Here is a 16,344-nt window from a genome sequence, read left to right as displayed (position 1 = left end):
CAATGGTAGTAGGAGATTTCCCAATTGAATTAGATACAGTCGTTGTTGGTGCAGGTCCTGGTGGATACGTTGCGGCAATTCGTGCAGCACAATTAGGTCAAAAGGTAGCAATCATTGAAAAAGCTAACCTTGGTGGCGTATGCTTAAACGTTGGATGTATTCCTTCAAAAGCGTTAATCAATGCAGGTCATCGTTATGAGAATGCAATGCATTCTGATGACATGGGTATCACTGCAGAGAACGTAAAAGTTGACTTTACAAAAGTTCAAGAATGGAAAAACGGCGTAGTTAAGAAATTAACTGGCGGTGTTGAAGGCCTTCTTAAAGGTAACAAAGTTGAAATCATTCGCGGTGAAGCTTACTTCGTAGATGCTAATACATTACGCGTTATGACTGAAGATGCAGCTCAAACTTATACGTTTAAAAATGCTGTTCTTGCAACTGGTTCTACACCAATCGAAATTCCAGGATTCAAATACTCTAAACGTGTTATCAACTCTACAGGTGCTTTAAGCTTACCTGAAATTCCTAAAAAACTTGTTGTAATCGGCGGCGGTTACATCGGTATGGAATTAGGTACTGCATATGCTAACTTCGGTACAGAAGTTACTGTAGTAGAAGCTGGCGACGAAATCTTAGCTGGTTTCGAAAAAGCTATGAGCTCTGTTGTTAAACGTGCTCTACAGAAAAAAGGTAACGTAAATATCCATACAAAAGCTATGGCTAAAGGCGTTGAAGAAACAGAAACTGGCGTAAAAGTTAGCTTTGAAGTTAAAGGTGAAATCCAAACTGTAGAAGCAGATTACGTATTAGTAACTGTAGGTCGTCGTCCAAACACTCAAGAAATCGGTCTTGAGCAAGTTGGAGTTAAAATGACTGACCGCGGCATCATCGAAATCGATGAGCAATGTCGTACAAATGTACCAAACATCTATGCAATCGGTGATATCGTTCCTGGACCACCATTAGCTCACAAAGCTTCTTACGAAGGTAAAGTAGCTGTAGAAGCAATTAGTGGCCATGCATCAGCTATCGATTACATCGGAATTCCTGCAGTATGCTTCACTGATCCAGAATTAGCATCTGTTGGTTACACTAAAAAACAAGCTGAAGAAGCTGGAATGACTGTAACTGTATCTAAGTTCCCATTCGCTGCTAACGGTCGTGCATTATCATTAAACAGCACTGACGGTTTCCTACAACTTGTAACACGTAAAGAAGATGGTCTTCTTGTAGGTGCTCAAGTTGCAGGTGCAGGTGCTTCTGATATTATCTCTGAGATTGGTTTAGCTATCGAAGCTGGAATGACAGCTGAAGATATCGCTCAAACAATCCATGCTCACCCAACATTAGGTGAAATCACAATGGAAGCAGCTGAAGTTGCTCTTGGAATGCCAATTCACATTGTAAAATAATTTAAGTAATGTAAATAGCCCCTCTCTTATTGTAAGAGAGGGGCTATTTTTATTTTCATCAAATGACTTGCAAGGTCTTTAAACGTACTTGTCGAATGAATATATAATACTTTAACAAATGATTTAGGCGTAACTTACTTCAAAGGTAATATATATCATCCTATAATATGTAATTGATTCAAACTTAACCCCATATATTAATAAAATAGAGCATGTCAAAGGAGAAGGTTCCATGAAAATATTACATGTTATATTTTATCATTTACTACTATGGAGTGGCTTTTCCACTGTATTAACATTATCGAATGGTGATAAGTTTCATTATAAAGTTATTCTTTTTTTCGTATTCCTGTATTTAGCCTATGTAATAGCGTATTTTGTATTACACGTAAGAAAGCAAGCGTTATTTCTTACATGTTCGAATTGTATACTATTTTTAATCGTATTATTTATTTTTTAAATTAACGTTTATAAAAATACATTGTTCTTCCATTAAATAATTGTAACTCTCCTTCTAATTTCTTCGCTAAAAAACGGCAAAATTCATTTGCTTTCCCTTTGTCACCATATGTTGCATTAGGTGGTAAAGAAACTTGGATGAAAAATTGTTCATTTTCTATACCAACACCAATATAAATTGAGTCATACCGGTCGTGATTAGATTGAAGTTTTAATGTTGTTGTAGATGTATCTAAAATTTCATAAGGAAAAGCGGTATTTGTATACGTGTAATTAATTTGGGCACCAGTTTTAGAAGTAACTGTTTTATAATAATGAAAAAGTTGTTTTATATCATCTATTGAAACAGATTGTTGGTTGGATTTTGGTACAAGCGTAATAAAGGCGTGTTGCATATAAGTTCCCCCTAACTTAGTAGAATACTATCATTCTACATCCTACTGAATTTTTTGACAATTAAAAGGAGTATTACATGTTTTGTTTAATATACTATTAATGAAACGTGATGTAGAAAGGTGGAAACCAATGTTTGAAAAATTGTATGATGAGCATGAAAGTGTGAAGGTACGATTTTTAGGGTTTATGACACATGATACACGTTATGATTTTGGTGTTATTTATACAAATATGTTTTTTGGAAAACCGCTCATTGTTTGTATGCAAACAGGAAGGTCTACTTTACTCGGAAGAGATGATGTAGAGAATGTTCAATATATACAGGAGATTTTTAAATTAGGATCAGAAGAGGAAGCGAAGGAGTTAGCTCAGTTTTTCAAATTTCTAGTTCCGTCAACTTCTTTACATGCGGAATATGAAGAATAATTAATGTGAAACAGTCGTACTTATAAATATGGCTGTTTTTTATTTGAATATCGCATACTAATTAAAATTTAAAATATTTAATGTGTTATACTAAAAACCTATTGACGTAAAAAGTATAACATATTAAAATAAAGACAGAAAGTTAAGCGGTTACAAAAAAGTTTTTGGGATTATAAACTTAGGGGGAAATGAAAAATGGGAACAATCGTATGTCAAGATTGTGAAGGTACAATTGCACACTTCGAAGATGAGAAAGTAACGGTACTTTACGGGAAATGTGGATCTTGCGGATGTGATCACACAGAGCATACAAAAGCCCAATAATTGATAGGAAATGGACAGCTAAAAGTTTTTAGGACCATAAACTTAGGGGGAAATGAAAAATGGGAACAATCGTATGCCAAGTATGTGAAGGAACAATCGGACATTTTGAAGATGAGAAAACGACAGTACTTTACGGAAAATGTGGAACAAATTGTGACTGTGCTAGAAAAGATAATGCGAAAGCTTAATGATAGATAAATAGATTACTATTAAAACTCAGGGGGAAATGAAAATGGGAACAATCGTATGCCAAGTATGTGAAGGAACAATTGGACATTTTGAAGATGAAAAATCAACAGTACTATACGGGAAATGTGGATCTCATTGCGAATGTGACCATAAAGAACATACAAAAGCTTAATAATAAGAAAAAGCGCCTACATGTGTAGGCGCTTTTTTAATAAATTGTAGTTGTATGGCCAACTGTTGCAACGATTGCATCATCTCTAATTGGAATAAAGCTTATGGATGTCTGTGGTGTACTAGAAGAAGCGTATTGGCTCATTATACGGCTATCTATACGGGTAATAGTATCGGTCAAGAAAGCTGAAATAAAAGCGTAAGGGACTCGTCGTTCATTTAATGAATAAATAATTTCTTCTTTTGTTTTTACACCTACGCCATGTCCGTAAAAAAAGAAATTTCCTAAATAGATTGTGTTTTCTCCTTGCCACTCAATCGTAGCTGGATTCACTTGTGGATTTTTAAAGTAAACGAGGTCACCTGGAACAAGATCGCCACCGTTTTTTGTTATGAGTCGTAGATCTTGATCGTAGTCCCATGTATAAAGTAAAAGGTTTGCAAATAGACGATTGAAAGTTTCTTCCTCATACAATGATAATAAAGCTTTATAAAAAATAATGATCATAGCGGTTGCGCATTCAGTTCCATATAGTTTTCCGTTTTTGAAAATATCTTGTATGGCAATAGAAGGTGGTATGTTTGGAAGAAGCTCGAATCCTCCAAGGGATGTTCTTTTCCAATACTGGGGGTTGCAAAAGGATTGTTGAAATGTGCGAAACTGAAATCCACTTTGAAAAAGTTCTAGTGCAGAGATAATAATATTAACTCGTAAATTGAGATCAAAGCTGAGTTCATCAGCTGTTCGGAAGGAATAAACTTCTTGATTTCCTGCCATTATTGATAAAATTTGTTGTTTCTCTGCTGCAAATGGCTCATATTCATTTGTAATATAAGGATGTACAATAGAACGGCCTATTACAATCATAATAGTATCCCCACCTATACGTTACATTCTTTAGTATCGTATGAAGAAAAGGAAAAAAGGTGAAAAAAAGCCTATCAACTGATAGGCTTGTACTCTTTAATAACACGTAATGTTTGTAATGTCATATCTTCAGGACCTTGTACAGGTAAACCTGCTTCTAAGTTTTTACGAATATACTCTAAGTTTTCTTGTGTAATAATTTCCCCCGGAGTAAAGATTGGAATCCCTGGCGGATAAACCATAACAAAATCAGCTATAATACGACCCGCTGCATTTTCAAATGGAATGACTTCTGTTTCCGAATAAAAAGCATCTCGAGGAGAAAGTGCTAGCACTGGAATTTCTGGAATCTCTACTTGTACTTGAACACCTTTATCTGCCCTATTTCTAAATGTTGCTGCTAAATCTTGTAATGCTGCAATAAGTGTATTTGTATCACTTTCTGTGTCTCCTAAAGTGATAAGACATAGTATGTTGTATAGATCTGAGAGTTCTACTTCAATGTTATATTGCTCTCTAAGCCATACTTCAGCTTGGTGGCCGGTAATACCTAAATCTTTTACAGATACAATTATCTTTGTAGGATCATAGTTAAAGGTAGCATCTGTACCTAACATTTCTTTTCCAGGACAGTAAAGATGCTCAATAGAATTTATAGCATCACGAACATGTTCAGCTAATTGTATTGTTTGTTCTATGAGTGCTGTTCCTTCTGTAGCAAGACGTTTTCTCGCAACATCAAGTGATGCTAACAAGATGTAAGAAGTTGATGTAGTTGTAAGCATGCTAATAATAGATTGGACATGTTTTACATTCACCAAGCCTTCTTTCACATTAAGAATAGAACTTTGAGTTAAAGAGCCTCCTAATTTGTGAACACTTGTTGCTGCCATGTCTGCACCAGCTTGCATCGCTGACATCGGCAATTCATCGTGAAAATGAATATGAACACCATGAGCCTCGTCGACTAGTACAGGGATGTCATAAGAATGTGCTAATTGTACAATCTGTTCTAAGTCTGCAGCAAATCCAAAGTACGTTGGGTTAATAACAAGTAAGCCCTTTGCATCTGAGTGCTCTTCAAGTGCTTTTTTGACAGATTGAATTGTGATTCCATGAGAAATACCGAGTTTCGGATCGATTTCAGGATGCATGAAAATCGGTTTTGCACCTGAGAAAATAATAGCTGACATTACTGATTTATGCACGTTTCGTGGTACTAGGATTTTGTCACCAGGACCGCAAACGCTCATCACCATTGTCATAATAGCGCCACTTGTACCTTGAATAGAAAAGAAAGTATGATCTGCACCGAATGCAGCGGCTGCTAAATCCTGTGCTTCTTTAATCATACCTTTTGGATGATGTAAATCATCGAGTGGCGCAATATTAATTAAATCAATTGCTAATGCATTATGCCCAATAAATTCGCGAAATGTAGGATCCATGCCTTGTCCTTTTTTATGACCAGGAATATGGAATTGAATTGGATTTCGCTTACTGTGCTCAACTAAAGCGGTAAACAATGGTGTTTCGTATTGGGACAATCTATACACCCCTTCTTCTTCATAATATTTAATTTGTTTTATATAATCCTGCTCTAAAAAAGGTAAGTCCTTTTTTTAGAATGAGGCTTGTTTTTCTGCCATTCAAAAAATCGGTTTTGAGATGGTAGCTTCACTTTATTTTCTATAAAACAAAAGCATTATATCACCAATAATTATAGATGTATAGAAAAAAATATTTTTAAGGTGAGTATGTTTAATAGTTAGCCTCAACTAATGAATGGAGGAAGACAATTCCATTAAAATGAATAAATAGTGTATAATGCAGAGTGGCTATAATGAAGAATAAAACATTCTCTTTAAGATAGCATAATGAAACAAGAAGAAATGATAAATGAGGTGCGAAATGGAATATCAATATCCGTTAGATTATGATTGGTCAAATGAGGAAATGGTTATAATTGTGAAGTTTTATGAAGCAATTGAGAAAGCTTATGAAAAAGGAATTATAAGAGAAGAATTAATGGGTTTATATCGTCGTTTTAAAGAGATTGTTCCATCGAAAGCAGAAGAAAAGAAAATTGATAAAGAGTTTCAAGAAGTAAGTGGATACTCTATATATCGTGCTATTCAAAGAGCAAAGGAAGTCGAAGAACAAAAGCTTGTAAAAATGTAAAAAATATTTTGAAAAATAAAAACTGAAGTGATATAATGTGATAACAACTAAAAACGGACAATATAAATTGTCCGTTTTCTACTATCGATTACAAAGTGCATATAAAGGAAGGAGTGATTGCATCGTAGATTCAATCTTAGCAAGGAATTGTTCGTTGGTCATTGCTGAAAACTCCTCTGGTGATATATGAATACCAACTAATAATTCTGCTTTTTTTACAGTAGCTAGTCGTTCAATCATCTTTTGTAAGTCTTCGGTTTCAAGTGTTTTATGTAATTTCACACTTGGTTTAGTATGGTCAATGGACCAAACGAAGTCATTTGGAATATTTGTTTTTAAATCATTTAAATGTTCTAAGAAGGCATGAGCCGTCTCAACTTTTTGTGGACACTCATAGATTAAACCAAAGTATATGAAGGCATGAGTACCCCATAAGCCGATTTGGAAATGCGGTAGCATTTTATATCCTCGTTTATTTGTTGAAAAAGCAACCCAAGTATCGTTTGGTGGATTGACTTTGCGACGTGCGTGTTTTGCAACATGATAAAAAAAGTTCTCATCAGTGTGTTGGGATAAGTATTCTGCAAATTGTTCCCCTAAAGCTTCTAGCTTAGGATGAATGTTCGTTTTAATTGCACTCATTCGTTCTTCGAGACCATCAACTGTAAAGACATCAAAATCAGTTGACTTGAATGTTTGTATTGTCATGATTGTTCCTCCAACTCCTATTTTGCTTTTATTTTAGCATAGCTTGTACTATTCATAAAAAAAAACAGCACAAAAAAATTTAAATAAAAAAATATAATTTTGTTGCATAGATGATTTATCCAACATAGTATAGTATAAAACAAAAAATCAGAAAATTGAATTAATTCTAGTCCGAGGGCAGACGAATATTGGGAGGAGGCAAATAATATGAGACAGGTGATTAATGCGTTAAAGAGAACAGATGCCGAAAAGAGAATACCGGTGCTACGTTTGGAGCTAGATTATGAATTAGCAACTTTATATGATGCGATGATGGAAGATGATAAACAGAAAAAAGAAGAGTGTGTACAAAAGTTAGAAGTGTTAAGACTTGAAATGATTCGTTTAGAAGCGTAATAATAGTATATGTATAAAAAATTAGTTGGTGCGAACCTTATAAAGGGTTCGTTTTTTCTGTGAACAGTAAAGATCGGAGTGTTTAAACATGCAAGAAGTATGGAAAGACATCGATGCACACGCCAAACGGTGGATTCGGGATGCAGGAGAGCATTTAATGGCATCCATGAAAAAAGCACTTATTATAGAAACAAAATCCAATGCAGCTGACTTAGTTACAAATATGGACCGAGAGATAGAACAGTTTTTAATTGGGAAAATTAAAGAAACATTCCCGAATCATAATATTTTAGGAGAAGAAGGTTATGGAGACGAGATAACGTCTTCTGACGGGGTTGTTTGGTTAATTGATCCAATTGACGGCACGATGAACTTTGTTCATCAAAAAAGAAATTTTGCAATTTCAATTGGGATTTATGAGAACGGTATCGGAAAGATTGGACTTATTTATGATCCAGTACATGATGAACTATATCATGCAGTCAAGGGTTCTGGAGCTTTTTGTAATGATATATCAATTCCTCCATTGGAAAAAGGAACTGTAGAGCAAGGTATTGTAGCTTTAAATGCGGTATGGCTTACAGATAATCCATTGCTTAATATGGAAAGTATGATGGCACTTGTTAAGAAAGCAAGGGGCACGAGATCGTATGGCTGTGCAGCGTTAGAGATGGTGTACGTTGCAACAGGAAGAATAGATGCATATGTAACGCCGAGATTATCACCATGGGATTTTGGCGGAGGACAGATAATTGTAGAAGAAGTTGGAGGGAAGGTAACGACATTCTCTGGAGCGCCACTTTCTATCATAGAGAAGAGCAGTGTGCTAGTTGCAAAACCAGGAGTGTATGAAGAAGTGTTATCTTTTATATCAGAGCCACAAAAAAAGTAAGAGGCTATGTATAAGCTTCTTACTTTTTAGCGTTATTGTGATTTGCGCATTTTTCTTTTTGTTACAAAACCGTATCCAACTGCAACAAATGTACCGATAATGCAAATAATAATACCGATTGGACTATTTTCAGCAATCATAATGCCGATACCGATTAAGAAAATAACACCGATAATTGCGGTTAATAAAAAGCGATATTGAATGTGTTCCATTTCTTCACCCTCCAATCTCATTTTACTTTCACAAAAGTAAGAATACAACTATATTTTCATTCTTGCTTTTATTTTAATTGCTATTGTATCCCCTTCGCTCTTATAATAGAGAAGGATTAAAAAGACATTAGGAGTTGGACATGTTGAAAAAACGACAAGATTTACGTAATATAGCAATTATTGCCCACGTTGACCATGGTAAAACAACACTTGTTGACCAGTTATTACGTCAAGCGGGGACATTCCGTGCGAATGAACATATTGAAGAACGCGCAATGGATTCAAATGATCTAGAAAGAGAACGCGGTATTACAATTTTAGCGAAGAATACAGCGATTCACTATGAAGATAAAAGAATTAACATTTTAGATACACCAGGTCACGCTGACTTCGGTGGAGAAGTAGAACGTATCATGAAAATGGTTGATGGTGTTCTACTTGTTGTTGATGCATATGAAGGTTGTATGCCACAAACACGATTTGTTTTAAAGAAAGCTCTTGAGCAAAACTTAACTCCAATCGTTGTTGTAAACAAAATTGACCGTGACTTCGCTCGCCCTGATGAAGTAGTTGATGAAGTAGTTGACTTATTCATCGAACTTGGTGCAAACGAAGATCAATTAGAGTTCCCAGTTGTATTTGCATCAGCAATGAACGGAACAGCAAGCTTGGATTCAAATCCGGCAAATCAAGAAGAGAATATGAAATCATTATTCGATACAATTATCGAACATATTCCAGCACCAGTTGATAACAGCGAAGAGCCACTTCAATTCCAAGTAGCACTTCTTGATTACAACGACTACGTTGGACGTATTGGAGTTGGACGCGTATTCCGCGGTACAATGAAGGTTGGACAACAAGTTGCTTTAATGAAAGTTGACGGAAGTGTAAAACAATTCCGCGTAACGAAATTATTCGGTTACATTGGATTAAAACGTCAAGAAATTGAAGAAGCAAAAGCTGGAGATTTAGTAGCTGTTTCAGGTATGGAAGACATTAACGTAGGTGAAACGGTATGTCCGGTTGAGCATGAAGAGGCTTTACCATTATTACGTATTGATGAGCCAACGCTACAAATGACATTCCTTGTAAATAACAGCCCATTTGCAGGTCGTGAAGGTAAATTTATTACATCTCGTAAAATTGAAGAGCGTCTTCGTTCACAATTAGAAACAGATGTAAGTTTACGTGTAGATAATACAGATTCTCCTGATGCATGGATCGTATCTGGACGCGGGGAATTGCATTTATCTATCTTAATTGAAAACATGCGTCGTGAAGGTTATGAACTACAAGTATCTAAGCCTGAAGTAATTATTAAAGATATCGATGGCGTAAGATGTGAACCTGTAGAGCGCGTACAAATCGATGTTCCTGAAGAATACACTGGTTCTATTATGGAATCAATGGGTGCACGTAAAGGTGAAATGTTAGATATGGTGAATAACGGAAACGGTCAAGTTCGCCTTACTTTCATGGTTCCGGCACGTGGTTTAATTGGTTACACAACAGAATTCCTAACATTAACTCGTGGTTACGGTATTTTAAACCATACATTCGATTGCTACCAACCAGTACATGCTGGACAAGTGGGTGGACGTCGCCAAGGTGTTCTAGTTTCACTTGAAACAGGAAAAGCATCACAATACGGCATTATGCAAGTTGAAGACCGTGGTGTAATCTTCGTTGAACCAGGTACAGAAGTATATGCTGGTATGATCGTAGGAGAACATACTCGTGAGAACGACTTAACAGTTAACGTTGTGAAAATGAAACAACAAACTAACATTCGTTCTGCAACGAAAGATCAAACTTCAACAATGAAAAAACCACGCTTAATGACTCTAGAAGAGTCATTAGAGTACTTAAACGATGATGAGTTCTGTGAAGTAACTCCAGAATCAATTCGTTTACGTAAAAAGATTCTTGATAAGAGCGAACGTGAAAGAGCTGCTAAGAAAAAGAAATCTGTAGAAGCATAAAAAACAGCTACCTTAAAGGTAGCTGTTTTTTTATATTTATTTTTTAGAATATTTACTCTTTTTAGTGGACAGTATTTTTTTCGCAGGTTACTCTTGTATTAAGTACATAAAGAAATTTTGTTTTTTATGAGAAGGGGGGATAAATAGTGTTAGAAAGAATGTCTTTTTTTGCGAAATTATGTAAAGTTGATGAAAATCCAGAGTTAGGAATGTGGTTACTTTATGGGACGATTATTATATTAAGTGCTCTCGTCTATAATTTAGGATTTGCTAGAAAGTTGTCTGTACTAAAAAATATAGTAATATACATATCATTAGCAATTGGATGTACAGTATTAACCTTTTTTGCTGTATTTTTACCTGTTGGAGAAGGACTTGTTGTAGCGGCAATTGTACTTGGAATTTATAGATTGCGTTTGCGTCAAGCGAAACAACAAAAAGCAGGGTGAGGGGGCGAAGTTTTATGCGTTCAGTACAAGATGCACTATATAATTGGTTAACAATTAAAACAGTTGCGGAAGCACGTCCGGATGATAGTGCTGCAAAAGAAACGTATTTGTTATTTCAAAATATGATATATGAAGAACATAAATTAAAAAATGTGGAAGTTAAAAAGAACGAGGAAATGTATTTAATTATATATGAAATGAATGGGGAAAGGAAATCTGCAAGGTTTCCATTAGAAGCTATTGATTGTTTCTTGGATCAAATGAATCGTGAACCTGAAAAATATAAATAAGTCCTTATCTATATGATTAAGGACTTATTTACATTTTACCAATCGTCTTCGACTTTTTTATCACGATATAATCGGAAATTACCACTTGCATGACGTTCCATTGTACGCTCTGCAATTCGTTCCGAACATTCCATGCACATATATGTATGAATAGGGCGATTACGCAGTTTTTTTGCCATAGGATTTTCATCATCTAACATATCTTTTTTATCACAAATCATACATTTGACTCTCATTTCGTCACCTCAATACGAATTCTATCAGTATAAGTATATCATGGAAGTATAATGTTTTTGAATAATAGTGGGAAAAAATAATATTTTCGCAATTCGAAAAATAAGTTATGATAAGGATATACCAAGTATGTTTGGAGGTGAAAATATGGCGAATGTAGTAGAGCCTACTTTAACAGAGGGTTTAGTACAAACGTTGCGTAAAGAGTGTATTGTGATGATAGCAACGACAGATTTCGAAAAACAAGTTCCTAACGTAAGTGCTATTTCTTGGGTGTATGCAGTGAGCAAAACTAGTATTCGATTTGCAGTAGATCAACGTTCACGTATTGTGGAAAATATAAGGCATAATACAGGTGTAGTATTGACTATAATGGCGAATGAATCCGTATTTTCTATAAGTGGTGCAGGTGAAATTTTGACAGATAGAATGGAAGGTATTTCTTTGAAATTAACTGTAATAGAAGTTAATGTGCAAGAAGTACGTGATGTTATGTTTTATGGTGCGAAACTTGCAATTGAACCAACATATGAAAAAACATACGATCTTCGGGCGGCCAAAAAGCTGGATAACGAAGTGCTAGTAGGAATAAGAGAATTATAAATGTGCTAAATAAGAAATTCGTTTATTCACTTTTGTAATCGGTTATTGTGATTTAACGTTAATAATTATAATAAAAAGTAATATATTGAATAGAAATGAATAAAGAATAAATAAAAGGTTTAATGACTATGATTTTCGATTCTACCTCGTTTACACGGTACATATAATTATAACAATGGTTCGTCCATATTTTATGGATGAAACCCTTGTTCTACAAATTTAAAAGTGGAGTCAGGGGGTAACAGGTTGGATAAAATTTATGTGTTAGATACGAATGTACTTTTGCAGGATCCTTTATCTATTTTTTCATTTGAAACCAATGAAGTAGTGATTCCAGCAGTTGTATTAGAAGAGGTTGATTCGAAAAAACGTTATATGGATGAAGTAGGACGAAATGCTCGTTATGTATCTAAGTTAATAGATAAATTTCGTGAAATAGGAAAGCTGCATGAAAGTATCCCGCTAGAAAATGGCGGAACATTTCGTATTGAATTAAACCATCGTTCATTTGTGCAACTACAAGATATTTTTGTAGAAAAAACAAATGATAATCGAATTTTAGCTGTAGCAAAAAATCTATCTTTAGAAGAACAGGAAAAAGAGGACGGGAAGTCTGTTATTTTAGTAAGTAAAGATGTACTCGTAAGGGTAAAAGCTGATGCAATTGGTTTGAAGGCTGAAGATTATTTAAGTGATCGCGTAATTGAAGTAGAAAATATATATTCTGGCTTTTTAGAAGGATATATATCAAAAGAACAATTGGATTATTTTTATGAGAAAGGTGAATTGCCTCTATCTGAAATTGCGAATCACCCTTTTTACCCAAATCAATTTGTAGTAATGAAAGATGCATTAGGGGGCTCTAGTTCTGCGCTTGGCATTGTGGATCACTTAGGTAAGAAGGTAAAGAAACTTATTTTTCACAATGAACAAGTGTGGGGGATACGACCACGAAACGTGCAGCAAATTATGGGGTTAGAATTGTTGCTTCGTGAAGATATTCCGCTTGTAACATTAACGGGGAAAGCCGGCACAGGAAAAACGTTACTTGCGTTAGCTTCGGGACTTATGCAAACAGAAGACTTAGGGTTATATAAAAAATTACTCGTTGCAAGACCAATTGTCCCAGTCGGAAAAGATATCGGTTATTTACCAGGAGAAAAAGAAGAAAAGTTAAGACCATGGATGCAACCAATTTTTGATAACCTAGAGTATTTATTTAATACGAAAAAGCCAGGAGAGTTAGATGCTATTTTAGCTGGAATGGGTTCAATTGAAGTAGAAGCCCTTACTTATATACGCGGGAGAAGTATTCCAGATCAGTTCATTATCATTGACGAAGCACAAAATTTAACAAAGCATGAAGTGAAAACGATACTAACTAGGGTAGGGGAAAAGAGTAAGATTGTATTGATGGGAGATCCTCAGCAAATTGATCACCCATATTTAGATGAATATAATAATGGCTTAACGTATGTTGTAGAGAAGTTTAAAGAACAGCGCATTAGTGGTCATGTGAAGTTTGTTAAAGGGGAGCGATCTAATTTAGCTCAACTAGCAGCAGATTTATTGTAAAAAGGAGTGAGCTTAAGCTCACTCCTTTTCTTTAAATAATTGTAAATTTACGGATGTTCCGGATTGGATTTTGTCGATTAGATCCATCATTGAAATAGAGATGAACAGGTCCGTCTTCTTTTAATGGCTTTCCTTCTTTTGAAAAACCTAGTATAGCATTTTTGACAGTTTCTAATGGAAGTGTCATTGTATGATCTACAGTTTCAATTTCAACTTGCGTAGCGTCCTCTAAAATTTCAGCGTTAGCAAGGAATGGATGAAATGGTATACCAAATGTTCCAGTAATTAGCTGTTCTTTTTTATATTTCTTTACACTTTGTTGTATCGGCGGGAAGGCAGCACCATCACGAATTTCACGATCCCAATGTTCTGAAGTGTTTTTTAAATAAGTTTCTAGTTCAGACGTGTTTTCTCTAGTTTCATCAAAGTAAGTTGTCAAATCTACTTTTCGATCATCAAAGATCCAAACAGTTGAATCAATAGTGATTGGAAAACGTACTTTTCCGTTAATAAATAAAATTTCGCTCATTGTTGTTCCCCCATTTGTGTTATACTCCCACTTTTCAGTATAATAGCATTAGACACTGTTGTCACAAAAAATGTTTCTATTGCAATTTATTAAAACTATCGCTAATATTAATAGATAGGATAGAGGAGAGTAGGACGGAAACGGAGGGAATCAATTTGGCGTCTGAGACAGTAGCAAATCATCAGGAAAAGGCACTAGCCCTTCTACAAGCGGATGCAGAGAAGATTTTAAGACTTATTAAGGTGCAAATGGACCATCTTACAATGCCGCAATGTCCATTATATGAAGAAGTGTTAGACACACAAATGTTTGGACTATCCCGCGAGGTCGATTTTGCAGTTCGCCTTGGTCTTATTGCAGAAGAACAAGGGAAAGCAATGTTAGGTGAGCTCGAACGTGAGTTATCTGCACTTCATGAAGCGTTTACAAACAAACAACAATAACGGGTTCAAATAAGGGGGCTCAAACTAAATTAGTTTGGGCTTTTTATTTGTATAATAAAGCAGGAAGAATCAATGTACATATGGAATACAACAATAATTAAATTGAAACAGAAAGAGGAAATGAAATGAAAAAAGTATGGAAATCAATGGATTATTCATTGTTACTTCCTCTTGTTATCTTATGTGTGCTGGGAGTAATAATGGTATATAGTTCTAGTTCCATTGTTGCGATTTCGAGATTTGATAAACCAGCAAATTTCTTTTTTAAAAGACAATTAATTACTTTAGTTGTTGGGACAATAGTATTAATAATTATTGCTACTATCCCATATAAAGTTTGGAGAAAACGAATTTTTTTGTTGGGGAGTTACGGTGCTAGTGTTGCCTTATTAGCTGCAGCTGCCTTTTTCACTAAGAAAGTAAACGGTGCAAACGGCTGGATATTTGGAATACAGCCTGCAGAATTTGTTAAGATAACAGTTATTCTTGTCTTAGCTCATTTCTTTGCCAAAAGACAAGAAACGAATACACCTGTTTCCAAAGGGTCAGGTCCAGTACTTATTGGTGTTGGTATAATCATGTTTTTAATATTAAAGCAAAATGATTTAGGTACTGATTTGTTAATTGCAGGAACAGTAGGAATTATGTTTCTTTGTTCGGGAGTACAGGTTAACTTATGGATTAAACGAATTGCTTTAACTTCTATAGTATGGATTCCGGCACTATATCTTCTTGGTAATTATGCATTAAATCCATATCAAAAGGCACGTTTTTCTGTTTTCCTTGATCCGTTTAATGATCCTCAAAAGGATGGATTTCAATTAGTGAATTCATTTATTGGAATTGCTTCTGGAGGGCTTAATGGTAGAGGTTTAGGGAATAGTGTACAAAAATATGGTTATTTACCAGAACCGCAAACGGATTTTATAATGGCAATTATATCTGAAGAACTTGGTTTTATAGGTGTAGCTATCATTTTAATCTGTTTATTACTTATTATTATTCGGTCATTTAGAGTTGCACAAAAGTGTACAGATCCATTTGGAAGTTTAATAGCTATCGGAATTGCAAGCTTGTTTGGAGTTCAAACGTTTATCAATGTCGGTGGTATGTCTGGAGTAATACCGCTAACAGGGGTACCATTACCGTTTGTTAGTTACGGCGGAAGTTCTTTATTAGCTAATCTACTTGCAATGGGAATACTACTCAATATTGCTAGTCACGTGAAACGACAAGAGAAACAACAGAATGGTCTAATGAAAGAAAGAGAACAAAATGGACCACATCTTGTAGTTGTAAAATAAAAAACACATCGTGCTTTAGAGCAGGATGTGTTTTTTATTTTCAAGTAGTTTTAAATATGATGTATTAATTTCTCTTTCAGTTAAAAGATATATCACATTTGTTTAAATGTGATATACAATTAAGTTGTTAGAAAAGGAAGAGGTATGCTATACTATTTTTGTGAAACAAATTGCACAGAAAACTTATCATTTGTTAAAAAATAAGGTATGATGGATAAAAATAAAGTGAAGCTTTCTAAGTATAATATAATGTGGAAAGTGAAGAACTTCACGCTTTTTAAGGTGTGTATATATT

At 34.9% G+C, this 16,344-nt stretch carries 23 protein-coding genes; 16 read left to right on the top strand and 7 right to left on the bottom strand.

Translation table 11 applies throughout. The features are described from left to right. Positions 1-2: 2 nt before the first annotated feature. Complete coding sequence (gene lpdA / locus OXT04_RS07245) at positions 3-1,415, top strand: dihydrolipoyl dehydrogenase (RefSeq protein WP_000260104.1); 1,413 nt, start codon at positions 3-5, stop codon at positions 1,413-1,415. Between the two features lie 232 nt (positions 1,416-1,647). Continuing rightward, entirely contained in the window at positions 1,648-1,875 is a 228-nt protein-coding gene (locus OXT04_RS07240) for a hypothetical protein (RefSeq protein ID WP_000697470.1), read from the top strand. A gap of 1 nt (position 1,876) precedes the next feature. Here the strand turns inward: OXT04_RS07240 and OXT04_RS07235 are convergent, their stop codons facing one another. Continuing rightward, the gene (locus tag OXT04_RS07235) at positions 1,877-2,269 is read right to left on the bottom strand and encodes a DUF1885 family protein (protein WP_001163297.1); all 393 of its coding nucleotides are present in this window, start codon (positions 2,267-2,269) and stop codon (positions 1,877-1,879) included. Positions 2,270-2,399: 130 nt separating this feature from the next. Here OXT04_RS07235 and OXT04_RS07230 point away from each other — a divergent pair, with 130 nt between their 5' ends. The 4 genes from OXT04_RS07230 (at position 2,400) to OXT04_RS07215 (ending at position 3,381) form a co-directional block, all read left to right on the top strand. Further along, positions 2,400-2,696, top strand: a complete 297-nt coding sequence (locus OXT04_RS07230; protein ID WP_000462038.1) for a DUF3055 domain-containing protein — start codon at positions 2,400-2,402, stop codon at positions 2,694-2,696. Positions 2,697-2,891: 195 nt separating this feature from the next. Beyond that, positions 2,892-3,020: a GapA-binding peptide SR1P gene (locus OXT04_RS07225; RefSeq protein ID WP_000536778.1), complete on the top strand. Its 129-nt coding sequence runs from the start codon at positions 2,892-2,894 to the stop codon at positions 3,018-3,020. A gap of 59 nt (positions 3,021-3,079) precedes the next feature. Next, positions 3,080-3,208 (top strand): GapA-binding peptide SR1P, encoded by a 129-nt coding sequence (locus OXT04_RS07220; RefSeq protein WP_000536803.1) that lies wholly within the window; start codon positions 3,080-3,082, stop codon positions 3,206-3,208. Between the two features lie 44 nt (positions 3,209-3,252). Continuing rightward, positions 3,253-3,381, top strand: a complete 129-nt coding sequence (locus OXT04_RS07215) for a GapA-binding peptide SR1P (protein ID WP_000536796.1) — start codon at positions 3,253-3,255, stop codon at positions 3,379-3,381. A 36-nt stretch (positions 3,382-3,417) separates the two neighbouring features. Here OXT04_RS07215 and OXT04_RS07210 read toward each other — a convergent pair whose 3' ends face one another. Then, positions 3,418-4,248, bottom strand: coding sequence for a protein-glutamine gamma-glutamyltransferase (locus OXT04_RS07210; protein WP_000635337.1), 831 nt, complete (start codon positions 4,246-4,248; stop codon positions 3,418-3,420). A gap of 74 nt (positions 4,249-4,322) precedes the next feature. Continuing rightward, positions 4,323-5,795 (bottom strand): arginine decarboxylase, encoded by a 1,473-nt coding sequence (gene speA, locus OXT04_RS07205; RefSeq protein ID WP_000084899.1) that lies wholly within the window; start codon positions 5,793-5,795, stop codon positions 4,323-4,325. A 364-nt stretch (positions 5,796-6,159) separates the two neighbouring features. Here speA and OXT04_RS07200 point away from each other — a divergent pair, with 364 nt between their 5' ends. Then, on the top strand, positions 6,160-6,429 hold the full coding sequence (locus tag OXT04_RS07200; RefSeq protein ID WP_000456546.1) for a UPF0223 family protein: 270 nt from the start codon (positions 6,160-6,162) through the stop codon (positions 6,427-6,429). A gap of 81 nt (positions 6,430-6,510) precedes the next feature. Here OXT04_RS07200 and OXT04_RS07195 read toward each other — a convergent pair whose 3' ends face one another. Then, positions 6,511-7,137: a YktB family protein gene (locus OXT04_RS07195; protein WP_000155318.1), complete on the bottom strand. Its 627-nt coding sequence runs from the start codon at positions 7,135-7,137 to the stop codon at positions 6,511-6,513. 207 nt (positions 7,138-7,344) lie between these two features. Here OXT04_RS07195 and OXT04_RS07190 point away from each other — a divergent pair, with 207 nt between their 5' ends. Together OXT04_RS07190 and OXT04_RS07185 are read left to right on the top strand one after the other, a co-directional pair. Next, positions 7,345-7,533, top strand: a complete 189-nt coding sequence (locus OXT04_RS07190; protein ID WP_001250164.1) for a hypothetical protein — start codon at positions 7,345-7,347, stop codon at positions 7,531-7,533. Positions 7,534-7,621: 88 nt separating this feature from the next. Continuing rightward, positions 7,622-8,425 (top strand): inositol monophosphatase family protein, encoded by an 804-nt coding sequence (locus OXT04_RS07185; protein ID WP_065229298.1) that lies wholly within the window; start codon positions 7,622-7,624, stop codon positions 8,423-8,425. Between the two features lie 32 nt (positions 8,426-8,457). On the opposite strand, the gene OXT04_RS07180 is transcribed toward OXT04_RS07185, so the two are convergent. Next, positions 8,458-8,637: a DUF5325 family protein gene (locus OXT04_RS07180; RefSeq protein WP_000400123.1), complete on the bottom strand. Its 180-nt coding sequence runs from the start codon at positions 8,635-8,637 to the stop codon at positions 8,458-8,460. Positions 8,638-8,777: 140 nt separating this feature from the next. Here OXT04_RS07180 and typA point away from each other — a divergent pair, with 140 nt between their 5' ends. From typA to OXT04_RS07165, 3 genes are all read left to right on the top strand, one after another. Further along, entirely contained in the window at positions 8,778-10,622 is a 1,845-nt protein-coding gene (gene typA / locus OXT04_RS07175) for a translational GTPase TypA (protein ID WP_000914752.1), read from the top strand. A 146-nt stretch (positions 10,623-10,768) separates the two neighbouring features. Beyond that, on the top strand, positions 10,769-11,071 hold the full coding sequence (locus tag OXT04_RS07170) for a YlaH-like family protein (RefSeq protein ID WP_000893662.1): 303 nt from the start codon (positions 10,769-10,771) through the stop codon (positions 11,069-11,071). 14 nt (positions 11,072-11,085) lie between these two features. Further along, positions 11,086-11,361, top strand: coding sequence for a hypothetical protein (locus OXT04_RS07165; protein WP_065229297.1), 276 nt, complete (start codon positions 11,086-11,088; stop codon positions 11,359-11,361). A 35-nt stretch (positions 11,362-11,396) separates the two neighbouring features. On the opposite strand, the gene OXT04_RS07160 is transcribed toward OXT04_RS07165, so the two are convergent. Beyond that, positions 11,397-11,597 (bottom strand): YlaI family protein, encoded by a 201-nt coding sequence (locus OXT04_RS07160; RefSeq protein WP_001995040.1) that lies wholly within the window; start codon positions 11,595-11,597, stop codon positions 11,397-11,399. 145 nt (positions 11,598-11,742) lie between these two features. Here OXT04_RS07160 and OXT04_RS07155 point away from each other — a divergent pair, with 145 nt between their 5' ends. After that, entirely contained in the window at positions 11,743-12,198 is a 456-nt protein-coding gene (locus tag OXT04_RS07155) for a pyridoxamine 5'-phosphate oxidase family protein (protein ID WP_000024600.1), read from the top strand. Positions 12,199-12,444: 246 nt separating this feature from the next. Further along, positions 12,445-13,773, top strand: a complete 1,329-nt coding sequence (locus OXT04_RS07150; protein ID WP_000358083.1) for a PhoH family protein — start codon at positions 12,445-12,447, stop codon at positions 13,771-13,773. Positions 13,774-13,804: 31 nt separating this feature from the next. Here OXT04_RS07150 and OXT04_RS07145 read toward each other — a convergent pair whose 3' ends face one another. After that, positions 13,805-14,302 (bottom strand): molybdopterin-binding protein, encoded by a 498-nt coding sequence (locus OXT04_RS07145; protein WP_267414064.1) that lies wholly within the window; start codon positions 14,300-14,302, stop codon positions 13,805-13,807. A 155-nt stretch (positions 14,303-14,457) separates the two neighbouring features. Between OXT04_RS07145 and OXT04_RS07140 the strand changes: the two genes are divergently transcribed. Together OXT04_RS07140 and OXT04_RS07135 are read left to right on the top strand one after the other, a co-directional pair. Next, a complete protein-coding gene (locus tag OXT04_RS07140; RefSeq protein ID WP_000135694.1) occupies positions 14,458-14,745 on the top strand; it encodes an Fpa/YlaN family protein in 288 nt (95 codons plus the stop codon). 125 nt (positions 14,746-14,870) lie between these two features. Next, the gene (locus tag OXT04_RS07135) at positions 14,871-16,049 is read left to right on the top strand and encodes an FtsW/RodA/SpoVE family cell cycle protein (protein WP_016512362.1); all 1,179 of its coding nucleotides are present in this window, start codon (positions 14,871-14,873) and stop codon (positions 16,047-16,049) included. Positions 16,050-16,344 lie beyond the last annotated feature (295 nt).

This window comes from Bacillus sp. GC_Bacil_1, from assembly GCF_026540675.1.
GTDB lineage: Bacteria > Bacillota > Bacilli > Bacillales > Bacillaceae_G > Bacillus_A > Bacillus_A cereus.
This window is presented reverse-complemented; position numbering and strand designations above follow the sequence as displayed.